At 34.3% G+C, this 17,632-nt stretch carries 17 protein-coding genes; 6 read left to right on the top strand and 11 right to left on the bottom strand.

Features of this window, described 5'->3' with window-relative positions; genetic code table 11:
• Positions 1 to 234 precede the first annotated feature (234 nt).
• Entirely contained in the window at positions 235 to 789 is a 555-nt protein-coding gene (locus ACR1PN_RS09395; protein WP_433979823.1) for a thioredoxin family protein, read from the top strand.
• A gap of 265 nt (positions 790 to 1,054) precedes the next feature.
• Here ACR1PN_RS09395 and ACR1PN_RS09390 read toward each other — a convergent pair whose 3' ends face one another.
• On the bottom strand, positions 1,055 to 1,618 hold the full coding sequence (locus ACR1PN_RS09390) for a leucine-rich repeat domain-containing protein (protein WP_433979822.1): 564 nt from the start codon (positions 1,616 to 1,618) through the stop codon (positions 1,055 to 1,057).
• Between the two features lie 18 nt (positions 1,619 to 1,636).
• Positions 1,637 to 2,275, bottom strand: a complete 639-nt coding sequence (locus ACR1PN_RS09385; RefSeq protein ID WP_433979821.1) for an MBL fold metallo-hydrolase — start codon at positions 2,273 to 2,275, stop codon at positions 1,637 to 1,639.
• A 61-nt stretch (positions 2,276 to 2,336) separates the two neighbouring features.
• On the opposite strand from ACR1PN_RS09385, the gene ACR1PN_RS09380 reads away from it, so the two are divergent.
• Positions 2,337 to 3,548 (top strand): DUF5103 domain-containing protein, encoded by a 1,212-nt coding sequence (locus ACR1PN_RS09380; protein ID WP_433979820.1) that lies wholly within the window; start codon positions 2,337 to 2,339, stop codon positions 3,546 to 3,548.
• Between the two features lie 129 nt (positions 3,549 to 3,677).
• On the opposite strand, the gene ACR1PN_RS09375 is transcribed toward ACR1PN_RS09380, so the two are convergent.
• From ACR1PN_RS09375 to ACR1PN_RS09360, 4 genes are all read right to left on the bottom strand, one after another.
• Positions 3,678 to 3,944 (bottom strand): hypothetical protein, encoded by a 267-nt coding sequence (locus tag ACR1PN_RS09375; RefSeq protein ID WP_378183053.1) that lies wholly within the window; start codon positions 3,942 to 3,944, stop codon positions 3,678 to 3,680.
• Complete coding sequence (locus ACR1PN_RS09370; protein WP_433979819.1) at positions 3,944 to 4,174, bottom strand: hypothetical protein; 231 nt, start codon at positions 4,172 to 4,174, stop codon at positions 3,944 to 3,946. Before ACR1PN_RS09370 ends, ACR1PN_RS09375 begins: the two co-directional genes overlap by 1 nt.
• 208 nt (positions 4,175 to 4,382) lie before the next feature.
• Positions 4,383 to 5,411: a ferrochelatase gene (gene hemH / locus ACR1PN_RS09365; protein ID WP_433979871.1), complete on the bottom strand. Its 1,029-nt coding sequence runs from the start codon at positions 5,409 to 5,411 to the stop codon at positions 4,383 to 4,385.
• A gap of 56 nt (positions 5,412 to 5,467) precedes the next feature.
• A complete protein-coding gene (locus ACR1PN_RS09360) occupies positions 5,468 to 6,346 on the bottom strand; it encodes a NifU family protein (RefSeq protein ID WP_433979818.1) in 879 nt (292 codons plus the stop codon).
• A gap of 155 nt (positions 6,347 to 6,501) precedes the next feature.
• Here ACR1PN_RS09360 and ACR1PN_RS09355 point away from each other — a divergent pair, with 155 nt between their 5' ends.
• A complete protein-coding gene (locus tag ACR1PN_RS09355; RefSeq protein ID WP_433979817.1) occupies positions 6,502 to 7,017 on the top strand; it encodes a gamma carbonic anhydrase family protein in 516 nt (171 codons plus the stop codon).
• Positions 7,018 to 7,256: 239 nt separating this feature from the next.
• Here the strand turns inward: ACR1PN_RS09355 and ACR1PN_RS09350 are convergent, their stop codons facing one another.
• Positions 7,257 to 7,700: a hypothetical protein gene (locus tag ACR1PN_RS09350; RefSeq protein WP_378183240.1), complete on the bottom strand. Its 444-nt coding sequence runs from the start codon at positions 7,698 to 7,700 to the stop codon at positions 7,257 to 7,259.
• A gap of 66 nt (positions 7,701 to 7,766) precedes the next feature.
• On the opposite strand from ACR1PN_RS09350, the gene ACR1PN_RS09345 reads away from it, so the two are divergent.
• Complete coding sequence (locus tag ACR1PN_RS09345; protein WP_433979816.1) at positions 7,767 to 9,893, top strand: helix-turn-helix domain-containing protein; 2,127 nt, start codon at positions 7,767 to 7,769, stop codon at positions 9,891 to 9,893.
• A gap of 25 nt (positions 9,894 to 9,918) precedes the next feature.
• Here ACR1PN_RS09345 and ACR1PN_RS09340 read toward each other — a convergent pair whose 3' ends face one another.
• Entirely contained in the window at positions 9,919 to 10,365 is a 447-nt protein-coding gene (locus ACR1PN_RS09340) for a hypothetical protein (RefSeq protein ID WP_433979815.1), read from the bottom strand.
• Between the two features lie 190 nt (positions 10,366 to 10,555).
• Here ACR1PN_RS09340 and ACR1PN_RS09335 point away from each other — a divergent pair, with 190 nt between their 5' ends.
• Both ACR1PN_RS09335 and ribB read left to right on the top strand, forming a co-directional pair.
• Positions 10,556 to 11,557: an LLM class flavin-dependent oxidoreductase gene (locus tag ACR1PN_RS09335; RefSeq protein WP_433979814.1), complete on the top strand. Its 1,002-nt coding sequence runs from the start codon at positions 10,556 to 10,558 to the stop codon at positions 11,555 to 11,557.
• Between the two features lie 336 nt (positions 11,558 to 11,893).
• Positions 11,894 to 13,015, top strand: a complete 1,122-nt coding sequence (gene ribB, locus ACR1PN_RS09330) for a 3,4-dihydroxy-2-butanone-4-phosphate synthase (protein ID WP_433979813.1) — start codon at positions 11,894 to 11,896, stop codon at positions 13,013 to 13,015.
• A 116-nt stretch (positions 13,016 to 13,131) separates the two neighbouring features.
• Here ribB and fmt read toward each other — a convergent pair whose 3' ends face one another.
• The 3 genes from fmt to ACR1PN_RS09315 all read right to left on the bottom strand — a co-directional run bounded on the left by fmt (position 13,132) and on the right by ACR1PN_RS09315 (position 17,623).
• The gene (gene fmt, locus ACR1PN_RS09325) at positions 13,132 to 14,079 is read right to left on the bottom strand and encodes a methionyl-tRNA formyltransferase (RefSeq protein WP_433979812.1); all 948 of its coding nucleotides are present in this window, start codon (positions 14,077 to 14,079) and stop codon (positions 13,132 to 13,134) included.
• Positions 14,080 to 14,190: 111 nt separating this feature from the next.
• Positions 14,191 to 16,092, bottom strand: a complete 1,902-nt coding sequence (locus ACR1PN_RS09320) for a RecQ family ATP-dependent DNA helicase (protein ID WP_433979811.1) — start codon at positions 16,090 to 16,092, stop codon at positions 14,191 to 14,193.
• Positions 16,093 to 16,171: 79 nt separating this feature from the next.
• Entirely contained in the window at positions 16,172 to 17,623 is a 1,452-nt protein-coding gene (locus ACR1PN_RS09315) for an OmpA family protein (RefSeq protein WP_433979810.1), read from the bottom strand.
• Positions 17,624 to 17,632 lie beyond the last annotated feature (9 nt).

Genomic DNA, 17,632 nt, shown 5'->3' with positions numbered 1-17,632 from the left:
AAACAAATTTCAGAGTTTAACTTTTAACGGAAGATTTTTAAAGAATTTGAAATTTGGCTAGATGCTGGAAGAATGGGAGCTACAACAGATTTTAGATTTTTAATTTTTAATTATTGTAAAAATTAATGAAGTTTATAGCCAAGCTCAATGAATAACTTTCATCCTTTCCGTATCCATCTTCTTTACAGAAATAATCAGGAAAATCTTTATCTTTGTGGTTAAAATAAAAAAGTTATGAATACTCCCTCCAATATGATTGATTTGGGTACAAAGGCACCTTTTTTTGAGCTTCCGAACCCCTCAAAAAGTAACGAAATCCAATCGTTGGATGATCTGAAAGGAGAAAAAGGGACGTTGGTGATCTTTATGTGCAACCATTGTCCGTTTGTTCTTCACGTCATTGATAAGTTAAACGAATTGTATGAAGATTATAATGAAAGAGGGATTGAATTTATTGCTGTAAATTCAAATGACGTAGAAAAATATCCTGCAGATTCTCCGGAAAAAATGATCGAATTCCAGATTGAAAGAAAATTCGATTTTCCTTATTTATATGATGAAAGTCAAGCCATCGCAAAAGCATACGATGCAGCTTGCACGCCGGATTTCTTCTTCTTTGATGAGAAATTAGACCTTATCTACAGAGGTCAAATGGATGATTCAAGACCTGGAAATAATAAAGATGTTACAGGAGAAGACTTAATTATTGCTTTTGAAAATCTTTTATTGGGTGAGCCACAGGAAGAAATCCAGAGACCGAGCATGGGGTGCAATATTAAATGGAAATAGTTTGATTGGTGTTTTTTAGTTGTTGGTTGATGGTACTTCAATTGGGTAACTCTGAAATTATCAATTATTTTAAAATATAAACTCCGGGAATCATTTTTCCGGAGTTTTTTATAAAATTGTAACGGACTTGAGTCCGTTCAATTAAATGAATAATTCAAATTGGCTTTAGTCAAAACATATTTTAAGCACAAAAGACATAAAATATTTCAAAAGGATCTGCTGAAATATTCATTTTGAATACAATCTATATTTCTTGTTTTCTTCATTACTTTTTTAAACTTTCAAAGTTATCATCTTTTAGTCTTGAGCCGGATAAATTTATCTCTTTTAAATTCTTAGGAAATAAATTAGGGCTCAGGTCTGTAAGTTTTGTATCACAAAGTCCTAAGCTTCTTAAATTTTGCATTTTCTTTAATGTTGCAGGTAATTTATTTAGGTTGCAATTTTCAATACGGAGTGTTTTTAAATTATCTAATTCACATATTGAATCTGGAATTGTATCTATATCATTTCCTCTAATCATCAAATATTTTAATGATTTTATCCCGGTTATCCATTCAGGAAAAGTTTTGAATGGAAGATTCAGAAGCCAAATCGTTTTTAATTTCTTTAATCCGGCAATTTCTTTTGGAAGTTCAAAATCATCCAAATCATAAATACTTGGATCAACTTGAATTTCCAATACTTTTAAATTGATGAATTGTGAAAAGATGGCACCTTTATCTTTCAGATTGTATTCAATAAATAAAAGACTTAGTTTTTTGCAATTCTCTGGATTTTGAATTGCCTCACTTAATGATGAAAATTTAGTTTTTTTAAAGAAATACATCTTTTTGGATTAATGTTTTTACTTAAAAAACGGATTATGTCGTTTTTCAAACCCAATCGTCGTAGGATTTCCATGTCCTGAGAAAACCTGGGTTTCGTCGTCCAGCACAAAAAGTTTGGTTTTAATTCCTTCAATTAATTGTTCATAATTTCCTTTGTACAAATCGGTTCTTCCGATACTTCCTTCAAATAAGACATCACCTGAAATCATGAATTTCTGATTCTCGTTGTGGTAAAGGATACTTCCCGGAGAGTGTCCCGGAACGTGATAAATCTTAAACTTTTCTCCGTCAAAATCAATTTCGTCACCTTCGTTTACAAATTTGATGTCGACATGTATATGATCCAATTCAAAACCAAACCTCATTCCACTTGCCTGAAACATATCCAAAACTTCCTTGTCATCCTGATGCATCGTTACAGGAACCTTATACGTGTCGAAAGCCCATTGTAGTCCCAAAACATGGTCTATATGGGCATGAGTTAACAAAATTTTCTGAATTTTTAAATCATTTTCAGTGATGAAATTTAAAATTGTATGAGTTTCGTTCTCATTCATATTTCCGGGATCGATGAGCCATGCATTTTTATTTTCGTTAAAAAGAAGATAAGTATTTTCACTTGCGAAATTGAATATAAAAGGCTTTATCTGAAACATATTAACATTAATTTTTCATCAAAAATACGATATTCTTTATAGATTTGTTATCTTCGTAAGAATGAAAACGTTGCAGATATTTTTACTAAGTTTAGGTGCATTTGCTTTCGGGCAAAATATTCAGAGTGTACAGTTGTTTAATCCTCAAACCAACGACGAAACGCCGGTCATCAGTATGAATCAGCAATTGATTCTGAGTTTTGATGATTTGACGAATTCTAGCGAGGTTTATCGCTATACCATTAAACATTTCGACAGAAACTGGGAAGATGATAATCTTTTTTTTAGCGAAATTGCAAACGGACAGATGAATGCCATGCTGGATCAGTTTCAGTATTCTTTTAACACGCTTCAGGCTTACACACACTATAAATTAACCTTTCCCAACGATAAAATTCAGCCAAAGATTTCCGGGAATTTTGAATTGGTTGTTTATAAAAGTTCTGCAGATCAGCCGCTTATTAAAAAGAGATTTTCAATTTATGAAGATAACGTCAATTTAGCTTTAAATATTTCGAGATTTGCCGATGCCAAAATGCCCAATATCAATCAGAGGGTAGAAGTACAGGCGGTTTCAAAAGTAGGAGATCTTACTTCGAATGTAAATTCTATGACGCTTACCGTCATGCAGAATAATAATCAGAATATGAAAATTACCAACCAGAAGCCAAGCTCGACGATGGGAAATAAATTGCTTTTCCAGCAGCTTAATCTTGCTTTTCCGGGGAATAATGAATTCTATTATTTTGATAACAAAAATATGAGAATGGCTGCAGACATGGTTCGTGAAACAGGTGTTATAGACGGAGTAAATCAAACCTTTCTTCATCCGGTTTGGGCATATCCGCTAAATTACCAGTATCAACCTGATGTAAACGGAGCATGGTATTATCGAAGAAACGATTTGGGACTGGAAAGAGATGCGAATCGAGAAGGAGATTATTCCTGGGTACATTTTTCTTTAGATTCTGATCCGATGGACAAAGAGCTTTATATTGTAGGAGGTTTTAATGATTTTAAAGCAACTAAAGAATTCCAGATGCAATATGACGATGCTGCCAAAAAATATATTGCTAAAATTTATATGAAACAGGGGTTTTATAATTATATTTTGGCAACAAAAGAAGCGAACGGAACTTTGAATTTAGGTGAAATCAACGGTAATTTCTGGCAAACCGAAAATCTGTATCAGGCATTTTTGTATTACAGGCCTTTCGGCAGAAATTACGATGGTTTGGCGGGATACGGAGAGTTCAGAACTCCGGTGAGATAAAATACAAAACCTTACAAACTTGCACATTTGTAAGGTTCTGTGAAAAAGTGTTTTTATGTCTTTCAGAAAGACACAACAGAAAAATTAAACTATATAATAACGTCAAAAAAGTTCTTTCTAAAGGCTTTATCAATTGTTGTTTTTGAATATCGCCGTTATAAAAAGACAATCATTGTCTTCAAATAAATAATGTATGTGCACAGGAAAGTTTTCTGTTTTGAAAACCTGTAATTCCTTGCTTTTAATATCTGTGTTTTCAGAATCGTTCAGAATTTTATAAATAGCTTCTTTTAAACTATCTAAAAAATATTTGTCCTTATTTCGCTCTTCTGCATTGAAAACCCGCATCAGCATTTTGATGTCATTTTTTGCAATAGATGACAATAAAACCTTCATTATGCACAGTTTTTCTCAAGCTCGTTCAAGTTCTCGAAAAAATCAAGCTTTGTTTTCGGGTTTTCAGAATGAAATTCCAATCGGTACAAAACTTCATCAAGGTGAAACTGCGGAATTGCGGATTGCTGAACAGTTTCCAGATTATCTACAATCTTTGTAAATGCATCGATAAGCTCGGGAGTGAAACTCTCTATCTTTCTTTTTAAGATTTCTACGTTTGTATTCATCATTTTTAAAATTTTAAAGCTAAGCCCTATTTTTTAATAGGGTAAAGGTATGTAAAAATATTAAATTATAAAAATAACCCCATTGAAAATTGAATTTTTTTTTAAAAAACGTATAATTTAAATATGTACCCTGGTTTTTTGTAGGGTGTCGATCAAAAAAAAGACATTTAATTGAAATTAAATGTCTCATATCTATTAAAATGAAATTATTCTAAACTAAATAAAATTCATTTAATTTTTCTTCGCAAAGCGTTTTCACAACTTCAATCCATCGGTCTTCATCATTCAAACAAGGAATGTAATGAAAGTTTTCTCCGCCACCATGCTCAAACTGATGTTTTCCTTCCACTGAAATTTCTTCTAAAGTTTCCAGGCAATCAGAAACAAAAGCAGGACAAACAATCGCAAGGTTTTTTACTCCTTTTTTACCAATAGTTTCCAGTGTTTCATCGGTGTAAGGTTCCATCCATTTATCTTTCCCTAATCTCGATTGGAAAGTTACCATTACCTTTTCTTTTGGCAATCCTAATTTTTTAATTACAGAATTGGTCACGTCAAAGCACTGATGACGATAACAAAACTGATGACTTGGATTGTTTTCACGGGTACAGCAATCGTTCAGATTACAGGTATTGGTAGGATCTGTCTTGAAAATATGTCTTTCAGGAACACCGTGATAAGAAAATTGTAAAGCATCGAAATTCTCAGGAAGTTTTTCTCTAATGCTTTCGGCTAAACAGTCGATGTAAATTTCCCGGTTGTAGAAAGGCTGTACGTAATTAATTTTAATACCCGGAAACTTCTTTTTTCTTACTTCCTCAGCTTTTTCAATCACAGTTTCGGTTGTGCTCATCGCATACTGCGGATACAATGGAAAGAGAACAATGTCGCTTACACCTTGATTAACCAATTTCTGAATTCCTGCTTCAATACTCGGTTGAGCGTATCTCATCCCGATTTCTACAGGGACATCAACTAATTTCTGAAGTTTTTTCTGAATTTTCTGAGTGATGACAATTAAAGGCGAACCTTCATCTGTCCAAACGGTTTTATAAGCTTCGGCAGATTTTGCGGGTCTTGTATTTAAAATAATTCCCTGAACCAAAAGTGCACGGAAAAACCATCGGTAATCAATCACTTTTTCGTCCATCAAAAATTCATCAAGATATTCCCTTACGTCGGGTACTGAAGTAGATCTGGGTGAACCTAGATTGACTAATAATATTCCTTTCATATTTATAAGTAATGGGTAATGAATAATAGGCAATTATTACCTATTACTCATTGTTTATATTTTTATCCGTTTACGGCTTCCACTCTTTCTACTAAATCGGGAACAAATTGTTTTAAAATATTTTCGATTCCGCCTTTTAAGGTAGCGGTAGAGCTTGGGCAGCCTGAACAAGCACCTTGTAGCAACATCTTTGCCGTTTTGTTGGTAGCGTCATATTCCATTAAAGAAATTTTTCCACCGTCGTTTTCTACCGCAGGAGCAACGTATTCATTGAGAATATCTGAAATTTTTTGTTCGTCATCGGTATAATCTCTGTTGATGATTTTTTCTACAGGATTTTCGTGTTTCTGAGCTTCAATATTTGAGATTTCGCCACCGCTTTGAAGGTATTCTGCAATATAGCCACGAACAGCCATCATTACCTGATGCCATTCTACGGAATTGTCTCTTGTAACCGCTACGAAATTATCAGAAATAAAAACTTCGTTCGCAAAATGAAATTCAGTGAAAATCGCCTGAGCTAAAGGAACTCCATGAGCTTCGTTTCTCGATTTTACTTCTACAAAACCATCCATTAACATTTTGCTTGAAACAAATTTCATTACATTCGGATTAGGCGTCATTTCAGCATAAATCTGAATCATCTCTTTTTTCTTCTGCAAATAAACTCTTGGGTTAGCTAGAAGTTCGTCTTCAATTACATTTTTCAAACTTTCTGCAACGTGCTCCCATTCCACAGTATCCTGTTTTGCAACCGCCACAAAATTCGCGGTAATGAAAATTCTTTCTACAAAAGGATAGTTGAAAAGTTCCTGTGCCATAGGAATTTCTGATATATCTGAATCTCTGTCCAACTCCAGTGACCCAGGAATCAAATTGTAATCGGCTACAAATTTCATCACTTTCGGGTTTTCTGTTGGCTCTATAAGTATCGTACGCATTTTTTCGTTAAATTTGAGAGTACAAAAATACGGATAAGAACTTAGAAGCTGGGTATTGGGAGTTAGATTTTTGCTATCACTGTAATTTGCAATTTGTGATTTCAATAATTTACATTTTCAAATTAGCTCATTATAAAAATTTCAAATTAATTTAAATGGCACTTATAAAAGAACTTTTAGGAAAAGCACCGCAAATTGGTGAAAATACATTTTTAGCAGAAACGGCAACGATTATCGGAAATGTGACGATGGGAAAAGACTGCAGTATTTGGTATAATGCCGTAATCAGAGGCGATGTACATTACATCACAATGGGAAATAAAGTGAATGTACAGGACAATGCAATGCTTCACTGTACTTACGAAAAATTTCCTTTAGAAATAGGAAATAATGTTTCTATCGGTCATAATGCGATTGTTCACGGTTGCAGAATTCACGATAATGTTTTGATCGGGATGGGTTCTATTGTAATGGATGACTGTACGATTGAAGAAAATTCGATTGTTGGAGCGGGTTCTGTCGTGACGCAGGGAACACATATAAAATCGGGTGAAGTTTGGGGCGGAGTTCCTGCAAGAAAAATTAAAGATATTTCTGCAGCACTTTTGGAAGGTGAAGTCAACAGAATTGCGGACAATTATGTAAAGTATTCATCTTGGTATAAAGACTGAAAATATTTCTTTTTAAAAAAAAGAAATTATCAATACAAACGGGCTTTAGCCCGTTTTTTGTGTGAAAAAATTTCAACGGCTTTAACCAAAACTTAATTTTTTTTCTCGCAGATTAAGCAAATTTCGCAGATTATTTTAAAACGATTATTTGCGTTATCTGCAAAATCAGCGAGAGATTTAAACAAAAAAAAGTTCTGATTGGTTTAGATCAGAACTTTTAACTTTTCCTTTGGCTCTTATTAAAACACTAAAACTCCTTTTCCGTTTTCACACCTCACAGAAGTCGGTTCCGGAGCCATCATACAGTCTGAAGTAATATTATATTTCTTATTATAATCTGACATTTTTTGAGTGTAGCTTTCTATTTTAGGAAGAATTGTAGTTTCTATTTTTTTAGGATAAGCAATATAGCCAGTTGGCCCGCCACAAGCTTTTGAACCGATCGGTGCAAAAGTCCAGTCAGCATTTTTAGTACATTTTTCTTTTGCAATTTCAGATTCTATGGCGCTTTTCATTTTGTCTAAAGCAGCACCTTCGTATTTTTGGTTGTTTTCGTCTGCTGGTCGTTCTGAAATATCTTTTGGAAGAGTAGAAGGGTCGTTTATATTTGAAGATCTACACGAACTTATTGTAAATGCGGTAATTAATGCGATTGCTGGTGATTTAATAAGCAGGTTTTTCATAATTTATTTTTTCTAAAAGGCATCAAAGTTTATGCCCTAGTTACATTTTCCGTAAATTTGCAAACGATGAACAATCATTTTTTTGACTTAATTGAGTATACCAACCGTAGCGTTTTTCTTACAGGAAAAGCGGGAACTGGTAAGACAACATTTCTTAACGAGTTTGTAAAGAAAACGAAAAAAAAGCACATTGTTGTTGCACCCACGGGAATTGCGGCAATCAATGCAGGCGGAGTTACCATTCATTCGATGTTTGGATTGCCTTTGCGTACATTTTTGCCGACGACAGACCGTATCGACAGCAGTATTGCCAATAATATTATCGATCTTCAGCAGCATTTCAAATACCGAAAAGATAAGCTTAAACTTTTAAGAGAAGTTGAGGTTCTGATCATTGATGAGGTTTCGATGCTTCGTGCCGATGTTTTAGATATGATGGATTTTTCACTAAGATTTATCCGACGAAATAATCAGCGTTTTGGTGGTGTTCAGATGTTGTTTATCGGAGATTTGTATCAGCTTCCGCCGGTGGTGAGAGATGAGCATGTTTTAAAAATGTTTTACAATTCACCTTTCTTTTTCGATAGTCTGGCGATAAAAGATATTCCTTTAATTACGATTGAATTAACGAAAGTCTACCGACAGACCGACCAGGAATTTTTAGAAATTCTGAATGCAATCCGTGATGGAGATGTTGCCAATATCGATTTTAATCATCTTAATGAAAGATATGACCCTGATTTTGAAGCAGGGGACGAGCCTTATGTTTATCTCTGCTCGCACAATAAAATGGCAGACGATATCAATCAGGAAAAATTGAAAGAAATTAAAGTCAGCCCTAAAACCTATGAAGCAAAGCTTTTTGGAGATTTTAAAGAAAATCAGTTTCCCAACGAGCAGTTTTTAGAACTAAAAATTGGTGCTCAGATCATGTTTATCAGAAATGATATTACCGGTGAAAAGAAATATTTCAATGGAAAACTGGGTGAAGTTTCATCATTAGATGAGAACGAAATTAAAGTTATTCTTGAAGGAAGTGAACGGGAAATTACAGTAAAAAGAGAAGTCTGGGAACAGAAAAAATATTCGCTGGATACCGAAAAAAATATTCAGGAAGAAGTTTTGGGAAGTTTCGAGCAGTTTCCGATAAAGTTGGCTTGGGCGGTTACAATTCATAAAAGCCAGGGCTTGACGTTTGATAAAGTGATTATTGATGCCGGAAAAAGTTTTACGGCGGGGCAGGTTTATGTTGCCTTGTCACGTTGTCGTACTTTGGAAGGAATTGTTTTAAAATCAAAAATTACACCTGATGTTATTTTTAAGGATAACCGAATTCTTAAATTTCAGGGAGAAACTCAGGCAAATGACCATGTTGAAAGTATTTTAAATCAGGAAAAATACGATTACAGCATCAGAAAACTGCTTCGAACGCTTGATTGTCAATGGTTTTTAAAAGAAGTGGAGCAATGGAATAATCTTTCGATTGTTACGAAAAGTATCGACCGTTCAAAATCTAATCAACTGTATCTTCAGTTGAAACGTGATGTTTTAAATTTAGGGAAGATTTTTGAAAAGCTGGAAAGAGTTATTTTCCAAAAAGTAAACCTGTTTATTGAGAATAAAGAGCAATGGACTGAGATTGAAAGTAAGTCAAAAGGAGCCGTTAATTTCTTTTTCTCCGAAATCCGGGACAAGGTTTTTAATCCTTTAAAAGAATTCTATGCTGAAATCAAGGGGGCGAAAGGCTTAAAACAGTATAATGAAGAGCTCAAAAACTGGCTCGAAGATATTGAAGAATATCTGAACAGTTTAAAAGAAATTCATCTGCTGGAAACAAAGCTTCTTGATGAGAAAAATGATAAGGAAGTCAGTATGAAAATTGCAAAAGTTCCGTCCCAAGTTTTGACATTCCAATTGTTTGAACAGGGAAAAACCATTTCAGAGATCGCGCTGGAAAGAGGATTGGTAAAAGAAACGGTGATTGGTCATCTGGCAAAATTTGCAGAACAGGGGTTATTGGATATTTCAAGAGTCATTACATCTGATAAAATTAAAGTTTTCGAAGAAATTTTTCACAAAAATCCAAAAGAAAATCTTACAGAATGGAAAAATGCTTTGCCAAGCAATTTTGAATTTAATGAAATCAGGATTTTAATTAATCATTTTACATATCAGAAGGAGAAAGGAAAATAATAAGATCAGTTTTTTCCTATTTTAATTAGGGAACGATATTATATAATGTACTTTCATCATTTCCAAATATTTCACTCTGAACTTGTTTTGCAAGTTTTATAGTTTGATCTGCTTTTGTATTCGTTTGGATGATTAAATAAGGAATTTCATCATTAATTTCTTCAAAGTATTTATAATTATTTCTCGAAGCAAAGTTTTTGATTTTTTCAAAATATGGAAGTTGAGTTTTTTCAACAGCTTCAAATTGAATATTGAAATTTTTTCCTTCTTTTCCGAAGTAAATGCAATCATCTCCGTTTGAAGTAATTCCAATAAAATCAAACTCGGTTTTATTTTGGTTTAATAAAATAAGTTGTTCATGTAAAGCATCAATTCTTATTTGTTTAGCAATAAACTTCTGAGTGATTTCTTCGATATTCGAATTAGTGGAAATTATTTTTAAATTGTTTAAAATCGATCTGAAGATTTTCATATCTAAGTGAAAAAAATATATTAAAAATTATATATTCATCAAATATAAGGAATGTTCTTAATCTGTATGAGTAATAGAACAAAAATATTTCCAATAGTTTTTTCCACAACATCCCAATCAATTCCATCAATTACAAAAAGTAACTAATGCAGTTTATTAGTTTTAACTTTGTCCTTTCAAATTATTTAGAATGAAAAATTTTGATATATCCGTGCTTGATCTTGCTCCCGTAAAGCAGGGCAAGACCATTCACGATACTTTTCAGGACAGTTTGTCTTTAGCAAATCATGCTGAACATTTAGATTATAAAAGATTCTGGCTTGCCGAACATCACAATATGGAAAGCATTGCCAGTTCTGCAACATCCGTTCTGATTGGCTTTATTGCCAACGGAACAAAGAAAATCAGAGTCGGCTCAGGTGGAATTATGCTTCCCAATCACAGTTCCCTTGTGATCGCTGAACAATTCGGGACTTTAGAATCTCTTTTCCCCGGAAGAATTGATCTCGGTTTAGGAAGAGCTCCCGGAACCGATGGCCTGACAGCTCAAGCTTTAGGAAGAAATCCTGCAGCAATCAACGAGCAGTTTCCAAGACAAATCTTAGAATTGCAGAAATATTTTTCTAAGGAAAATTCGAATGCGCTGGTTCGTGCAATTCCCGGAGAAGGATTGGATATTCCGATGTATATTCTTGGTTCGAGTACAGACAGTGCTTGGCTGGCTGCAGAATTGGGACTTCCTTACGCTTTTGCAGGGCATTTTGCTCCGGAACAAATGGATATGGCTTTTAAAATTTACAGAGAACATTTTGAACCTTCCAAATATTTGGATAAACCTTTTGTTCTGGCTTGTGTGAACGGAATTGCTGCCGAAACTTCTGAAGAAGCTCATTTTCTTTCCACCACATTGTTTCAGGCGTTTATCAATATCATCCGAAACGACAGAAAACCCTTTCCTGCACCAGTTGAAGATATGGATGCCATTTGGTCAGCGATGGAAAAGTCAATGGTTTTGCAGAAACTGAAGTTTAGTTTTATCGGGAATCAAAGTGAAATTGCAGAACAGCTTAAAAACTTCCAGGAAAAATATCAGGTGAATGAACTGATGATAAACTCTCATATTTACGATCATCAAAAAAGATTGGAATCTTACGAAATTATCAAAAAAGCGACAGATTCTTTGGTTGGATAACACATTAGTCACAGAGTATTTTTTCAGCTTTGAAAATATTTTAGAGCACATTAGAGGAAAAAAGCAAAGATTTTTTAGTGGAATGTATAAAGTCGATTGTGAGATTTCAAAAATGTACTGATTTCCCTTCATATTAAATTGGTAATTTTATCGAGAATTAATGAAAATCTTTGATTTTCAAAACTGATGTGTTCTAAAATGTTTTCAATATTTTAAAATAAACTAATGTGATTTTTGCTTAAAATCTTGTGGTTAAATTGATGAAAACAATAAACCACTTATATTAATTGTCGATGCTTATTTTATTAAGTATCTTTGCGAAAATTTAAAGTAAAAATGTCTGATATTAAATTAAATACTATTCCCGAGGCGATTGAAGACCTTAAAAATGGTAAAATAATCATAGTTGTAGACGATGAAGACCGAGAAAATGAGGGAGATTTTCTGTGTGCAGCCGAATTAACAACGCCTGAAATCATCAATTTTATGGCATTACACGGAAGAGGGTTGATTTGCATGCCGCTTCCTGAAAAAAGATGTGATGAGTTGGGATTGGAAGTAATGGTTAGTCGAAGCAGCGATCCTAAAGAAACCGCTTTTACAGTTTCTGTTGATCTATTGGGCAACGGGACATCTACCGGAATTTCTGCAAGTGACAGAGCGAAAACAATTCTTGCGCTAATGGACGAAAAATCTAAACCGACAGATTTTATGCGTCCTGGCCATATTTTCCCGCTTCGAGCAAGAAAAGGTGGTGTTTTGAAAAGAGCAGGACATACTGAAGCTGCAATCGATCTTACCTGCCTTGCAGGCTTAAAAGAGGGTGGCGTTATCTGCGAAATTATGAACGAAGATGGTTCGATGTCACGTTTGCCGGAACTTTATGCGTTTGCTCAGAAACATGATATGAAAATCGTTTCTATCGAAGACCTGATTCATTATCAGCTTAAAAAAGGAAACCTGATCGAAAGAATCGAGGAAAGAAAAGTAAAAACAGCTTATGGAGATTATGATTTTTTTGCTTTCAGAGAAACTTCGAATGAGCAGATTCATTTCGCCTTAACGAAAGGTTCATGGACGGTTGATGAGCCAGTTTTGGTAAGAGTTCAGTCGTCAGACTCATATTTTGATGTATTAACGAGATTAAATAATGGTGAAAAACCTTTGCTGGAAAAAGTAACCAATATGGTAAATGAAGCCGGAAAAGGTGCAATTATTTTCATCAACAATGTGTCAAATTCTGAAAATACATTAAGAAAACTGCAGCAGTTCTTAAATTATCAGGACGGACAGCAACAACATCCAACTTTAGCATTCAATTACAGAGATTACGGAATCGGAACGCAAATTCTTAAAAATCTTGGAATCAATAAATTTAAAGTAATCACTCAGAATCCAAACGTAAAACCTCAGGTTGGAGGCTATGATGTTGAGGTGACAGAGATGGTGCAACTATAAAATGTGAATGGTCAATTGTGAATTAACTTCGCTGTCAATTTTTTTTTAAAACTTTTAGAATTCACTTGCAAAGCAAAATTGACTTATTGGCATTACACAAAAAATGGCTTGAGAAATCAAGCCATTTTTATTTCGTCAAAATTTCTAAAACCGTTCAGAAAATCTTTCACGTTCATTCTTTTCTTACCTTCCAGTTGTAATTCTAAAGGGAAATATATTCCGTCTTTGGTATAGATTTTAAAATCATTTTTGGAAATTTCTAAACCTCCGACAGGCTTTTGGTGATTTGAAATTTCAAATTTTCCACCGAATATTTTTAATCCTTTTTCTTCTTCTCCGATTTTTAAAGTGGTAAAAGCGGCAGGATAAGGTGACATTCCCAAAATAAACTGGTGAACTTCTTTTGAAGATTTCGTCCAGTCGATTCTTGTATCTTCTTTGAAGATTTTATAAGCATTTTTTGGATGTTCAACTTGCGGTTGAGGCCTTTCTGTAATTGAATTTTCTGCTAAACCATTCAGGGTTCTTACGACTAATTTTGCTCCCATTTCCATCAGTCTGCCATGAAGATGGCCTGCATTTTCGTCTTTCAGAACAGGAATTTCTTCCTGCAATAAAATATTTCCTTCGTCAATTTTTTCATTGATGAAAAATGTAGTGGCACCGGTTTTTTTCTCGCCATTAATTACCGCATAATTAATTGGAGCAGCACCTCTGTAATCCGGAAGTAAAGAAGCGTGAAGATTGAAAGTTCCCATTTTAGGCATTTCAAACAATACTTTAGGCATCATTCTGAAAGCGACAACCACGAAAACATCTGCATTTAATTTTCTCAATTCTTCCAAAAATTCAGGATTTCTCAATTTTTCAGGCTGAAAAACCGGAAGATTATTTTCTACAGCGAAAATTTTTACAGGAGACTGATTGATTTTTTGCCCGCGCCCGCTTGCTTTATCTGCAACGGTTACAACGCCAACAACTTCGTGATGTGATTGATGAATGGCTTCCAAAGAAGTCTTTGCAAACTCCGGAGTACCTAAAAAAACGACTTTCAATGATTTCATGGTGCAAAGATAAAACTCTTCAGTTATAAGTTAGAAATTAAGAGTTATGAATTATGAATTATGAATTATGAATTATGAATTTTCAATCACTTATTACAAATTACTTATTACCTATGTTAAAGCGTATGTTCTAAAATTCAGCATTTTTACTTTTCCGGAATCCAATAAAAATATGAGATTTTCTAAAATATTCTCTTTAGTCTGAAATTGTAACTGCACAGATATCTCTTCAATCGTTGCAGGTTTTTTGTGTAATACTTTTATGATTTCATCAGAAACATTCTTCCCGAAAAGCGATTGTTTGTTTTTCTCGCAAACTGTACATTGTCCACAGTTTTTAGAGTTTTTTTCACCAAAATAAGAAAGAATAAGTTTCATTTTACAGTATTGATGATCCTCAATATAAAATTTCATTTCTTCCCATTTCTGGATTTTGTTTTTCTGAATATGTTCAAAAAGCTTCCAGTAAATCCCGCTATTTGATCTTTCATCACGGGGTTTTAGAAACTTTACAGAAGCTAAAGCTCCATCAATATATTCAAGATAATTTTTCTGCTGAAGTTCCTTTAACCGTTCTTTGATCAGGTGAACACTTACTCCGATTTTATCACTGACTTTTTGCTCGCTGAACATTACTTTGTGGGTTGTAATTCCTGAAACGGTACGCAAAAGAAGCTCAATAAAGTAAGCATCTTTTGAAGCCAGCTGATCAATTTCTTCAGGCTTGATTAAAAGCTCGAGTGATGATAGACTTTTATTGCTGTTATAAAAAATAATTTCCTGAGTGTGAAGGAAGTTCAGGACGTTTTTAATTTTGGCTGTCGAAAGTTTCGTGAAACTTTGAATTCCGGAAGTATTCAGCTGAAAAACTTTTTCAGGGAGTTCAAATTCTGCAATCTGAAATTTAGAGTACAAATAAGTTATTATTTTTAAAAATTCCGCTTTATTGGGAATCTGATTTTTTAGAATCTGATCAAAATTTGAAATTTCCTGTTGATTCCACAACATGAATGCATAACTTTTTTTACCATCTCTTCCTGCACGACCGATTTCCTGATAATAATTTTCGATCGATTGGGAAGGAGAGAAGTGAATGACGAATCGTACATTATCTTTATCAATTCCCATCCCGAAAGCATTTGTAGAAATTAAAACATTCTGATCGCTGCTGTTCCAGAAATTTTGCCTTTCGTTTTTCTCTTTGGTTGACAGTCCTGCATGAAAATAATCTACATTCTGAATATTATGTCGGTGAAGAAATTCAGTGAGTAGTTCGGCCTCTTTTCGGGTTCTTACATAGATAATCCCCGATTCTTTTGCATATTTGAGAATATTGAAAATCTTCTGATATTTGTCTGAAACTTCTTCTGAAAATATTTTGATGTTATCTCTCTTGAAGCTTTTCTGAAATATTTGTGGATTTTTCAGCTCGAGTTTATTCTTAATTTCATCCAGAACTTTTGGGGTTGCTGTTGCCGTCAATGCAAGACAGGTGATTTCGGGATTATTTTTTCTGAAGTCTTTGATATTCTGATAACTTGGTCTGAAATCCTGTCCCCATTCTGAAATACAGTGCGCTTCATCTACTGCAATAAATGATAATTGTATTTCTTCCATCTGCTGAATAAACAATTTATTGGTAAGCCTTTCCGGAGAAACGTACAATAATTTGGTTAAGCCATCTTTACAACGGTTGTAAATAACTTCTGCATCAAATTCATCTAATTCTGAGCTTAGATATTCAGCCTCGATCCCTCTGAATTTTAATTGATTCACCTGATCTTTCATTAAAGCTAAAAGTGGTGAAACCACAAGACAGGTTCCTTCCTGCAACAAAGCTGGAAGCTGGTAGCATAAAGATTTTCCTGCTCCGGTAGGAAGCAGAACCAATGTGTCTTTTCGGTTGATTACAGAATCTATAATTTGTTCCTGCGCATCTCTGAAATGATCGTAACCCCAAAAATGTTTTAGGGTTTTATTTTTGAGATCATTAAAATCTTGTGGAGAAATCATAAGGTAAATGTAAGGAAAGTATTGAAACAAAAAAAGCCACGCATTGCGTGACTTTATATTTATGTAATAATAAAAATTATTATTTAGCTTCGAAGTAAACTCTTCTGTTTGCTCTGTTTTTCCACTCAGGACACTTAGTAGCAGGATCACACTCAGGATACTTAAGGTCTTTTTCACCTCTACCTACAGCGTTCAGTTTAGAAGCATCTACACCGTTCTTGATCAGGTAATTTTTCACACTGTTTGCTCTTCTTTCAGATAGTTTTTGGTTATACTCATCTGAAGCTCTTGTATCAGTTGCTCCGATTACAGTATAAGTACCATTTGAAGAGTTGATGTAATTTACAGCGTTGTTAAGAATTGGAGTGTTTGATGGCAAAATTCTGTCTGAATTTAGATCAAACTCAATTCCTTCCATATTACTTACTGTTTCTTTAACTGGACCAGTCGGTTCAGTCGGAGTTAATGGACATCCTTGGTTCTCAACAGGACCAGGAACAGTTACGCATTTATCGTAAAGATCGATTACTCCGTCTAAATCTGTATCTAAAGCTACACCGGCACCGTCAACTCTTGCACCTGCAGGAGTATCAAGCTGTCTGTCCCAATCATCGCATACTCCATCATTATCAGCATCTCCTTTCTTACAAACTTCGATATCCTGATTTTTGTTAGCCAAAACATCCAATTTGTAATAGATTTCCTGCAATGGGTCATGCCACATTAAATGAGATTCGTGTTTTCCTAATTTTAAAGATACCCCAAGTGTTGCATTGAAGAAGTTATCAGAAACCTGCTCTTCACGTTGGTTGATCGCACTGTATTGTGCACCTCCACCATCGAATTCATCATCACCGGTGAAGACGTACATTAGTCTTGTTTCAAGATCAATTCTTCTGTTTACTTTAAATTTAAGACCTGCACCAGCCTGACCGAAGAAAGAACCCAATTTAAAAGGTTTTATTTCAGTCATTAATCTCTGTCCGTTTGCATCTTTTTGATATGCTCTGTATGCTATTGTACCGATACCACCATAACCATGCAATGCCCATCTGTATGTAGATTTATTATCAACTCTTCTTAAAAGATTAGAGAAGTTAATATCTCCTAATAAAGAGATTGCATCATATTGAGTTCTTGCACCTACCTGGCTTAGATCTGCAGGCGCTGCATCTTTTGTATTAAACCAACCTTGTCTGGTTTCACCTCTGTCATATTGTAAGTTAATACCGAATGCATGAGTAATGGCTTTATCGATACTTACATATGCAGAATAACCAAATAAGTTTTTACCGTTACCATTTTTTATAGATGTTAAATCTGCAGACTGTACCAGTGGTACACCAACCCCAGCTGATATTGCCCAGTCATTGAATCTCTTAGATTTTTGAGTGAAGGGTGAAATATTAGCAGAACCGGATGAAAATGTATTTGGATATTCGTCTGTAGAAGCTACGGCTATTGAATCTTGTGCATAGCTCACTGTAGGTACAGCCAATGCTAAGGCAACAATTGCTAAACTTAATTTCATAGTGTATTT

The organism is Chryseobacterium sp. RLHN22, from assembly GCF_051011795.1.
Lineage (GTDB): Bacteria > Bacteroidota > Bacteroidia > Flavobacteriales > Weeksellaceae > Chryseobacterium > Chryseobacterium zhengzhouense.
This window is presented reverse-complemented; position numbering and strand designations above follow the sequence as displayed.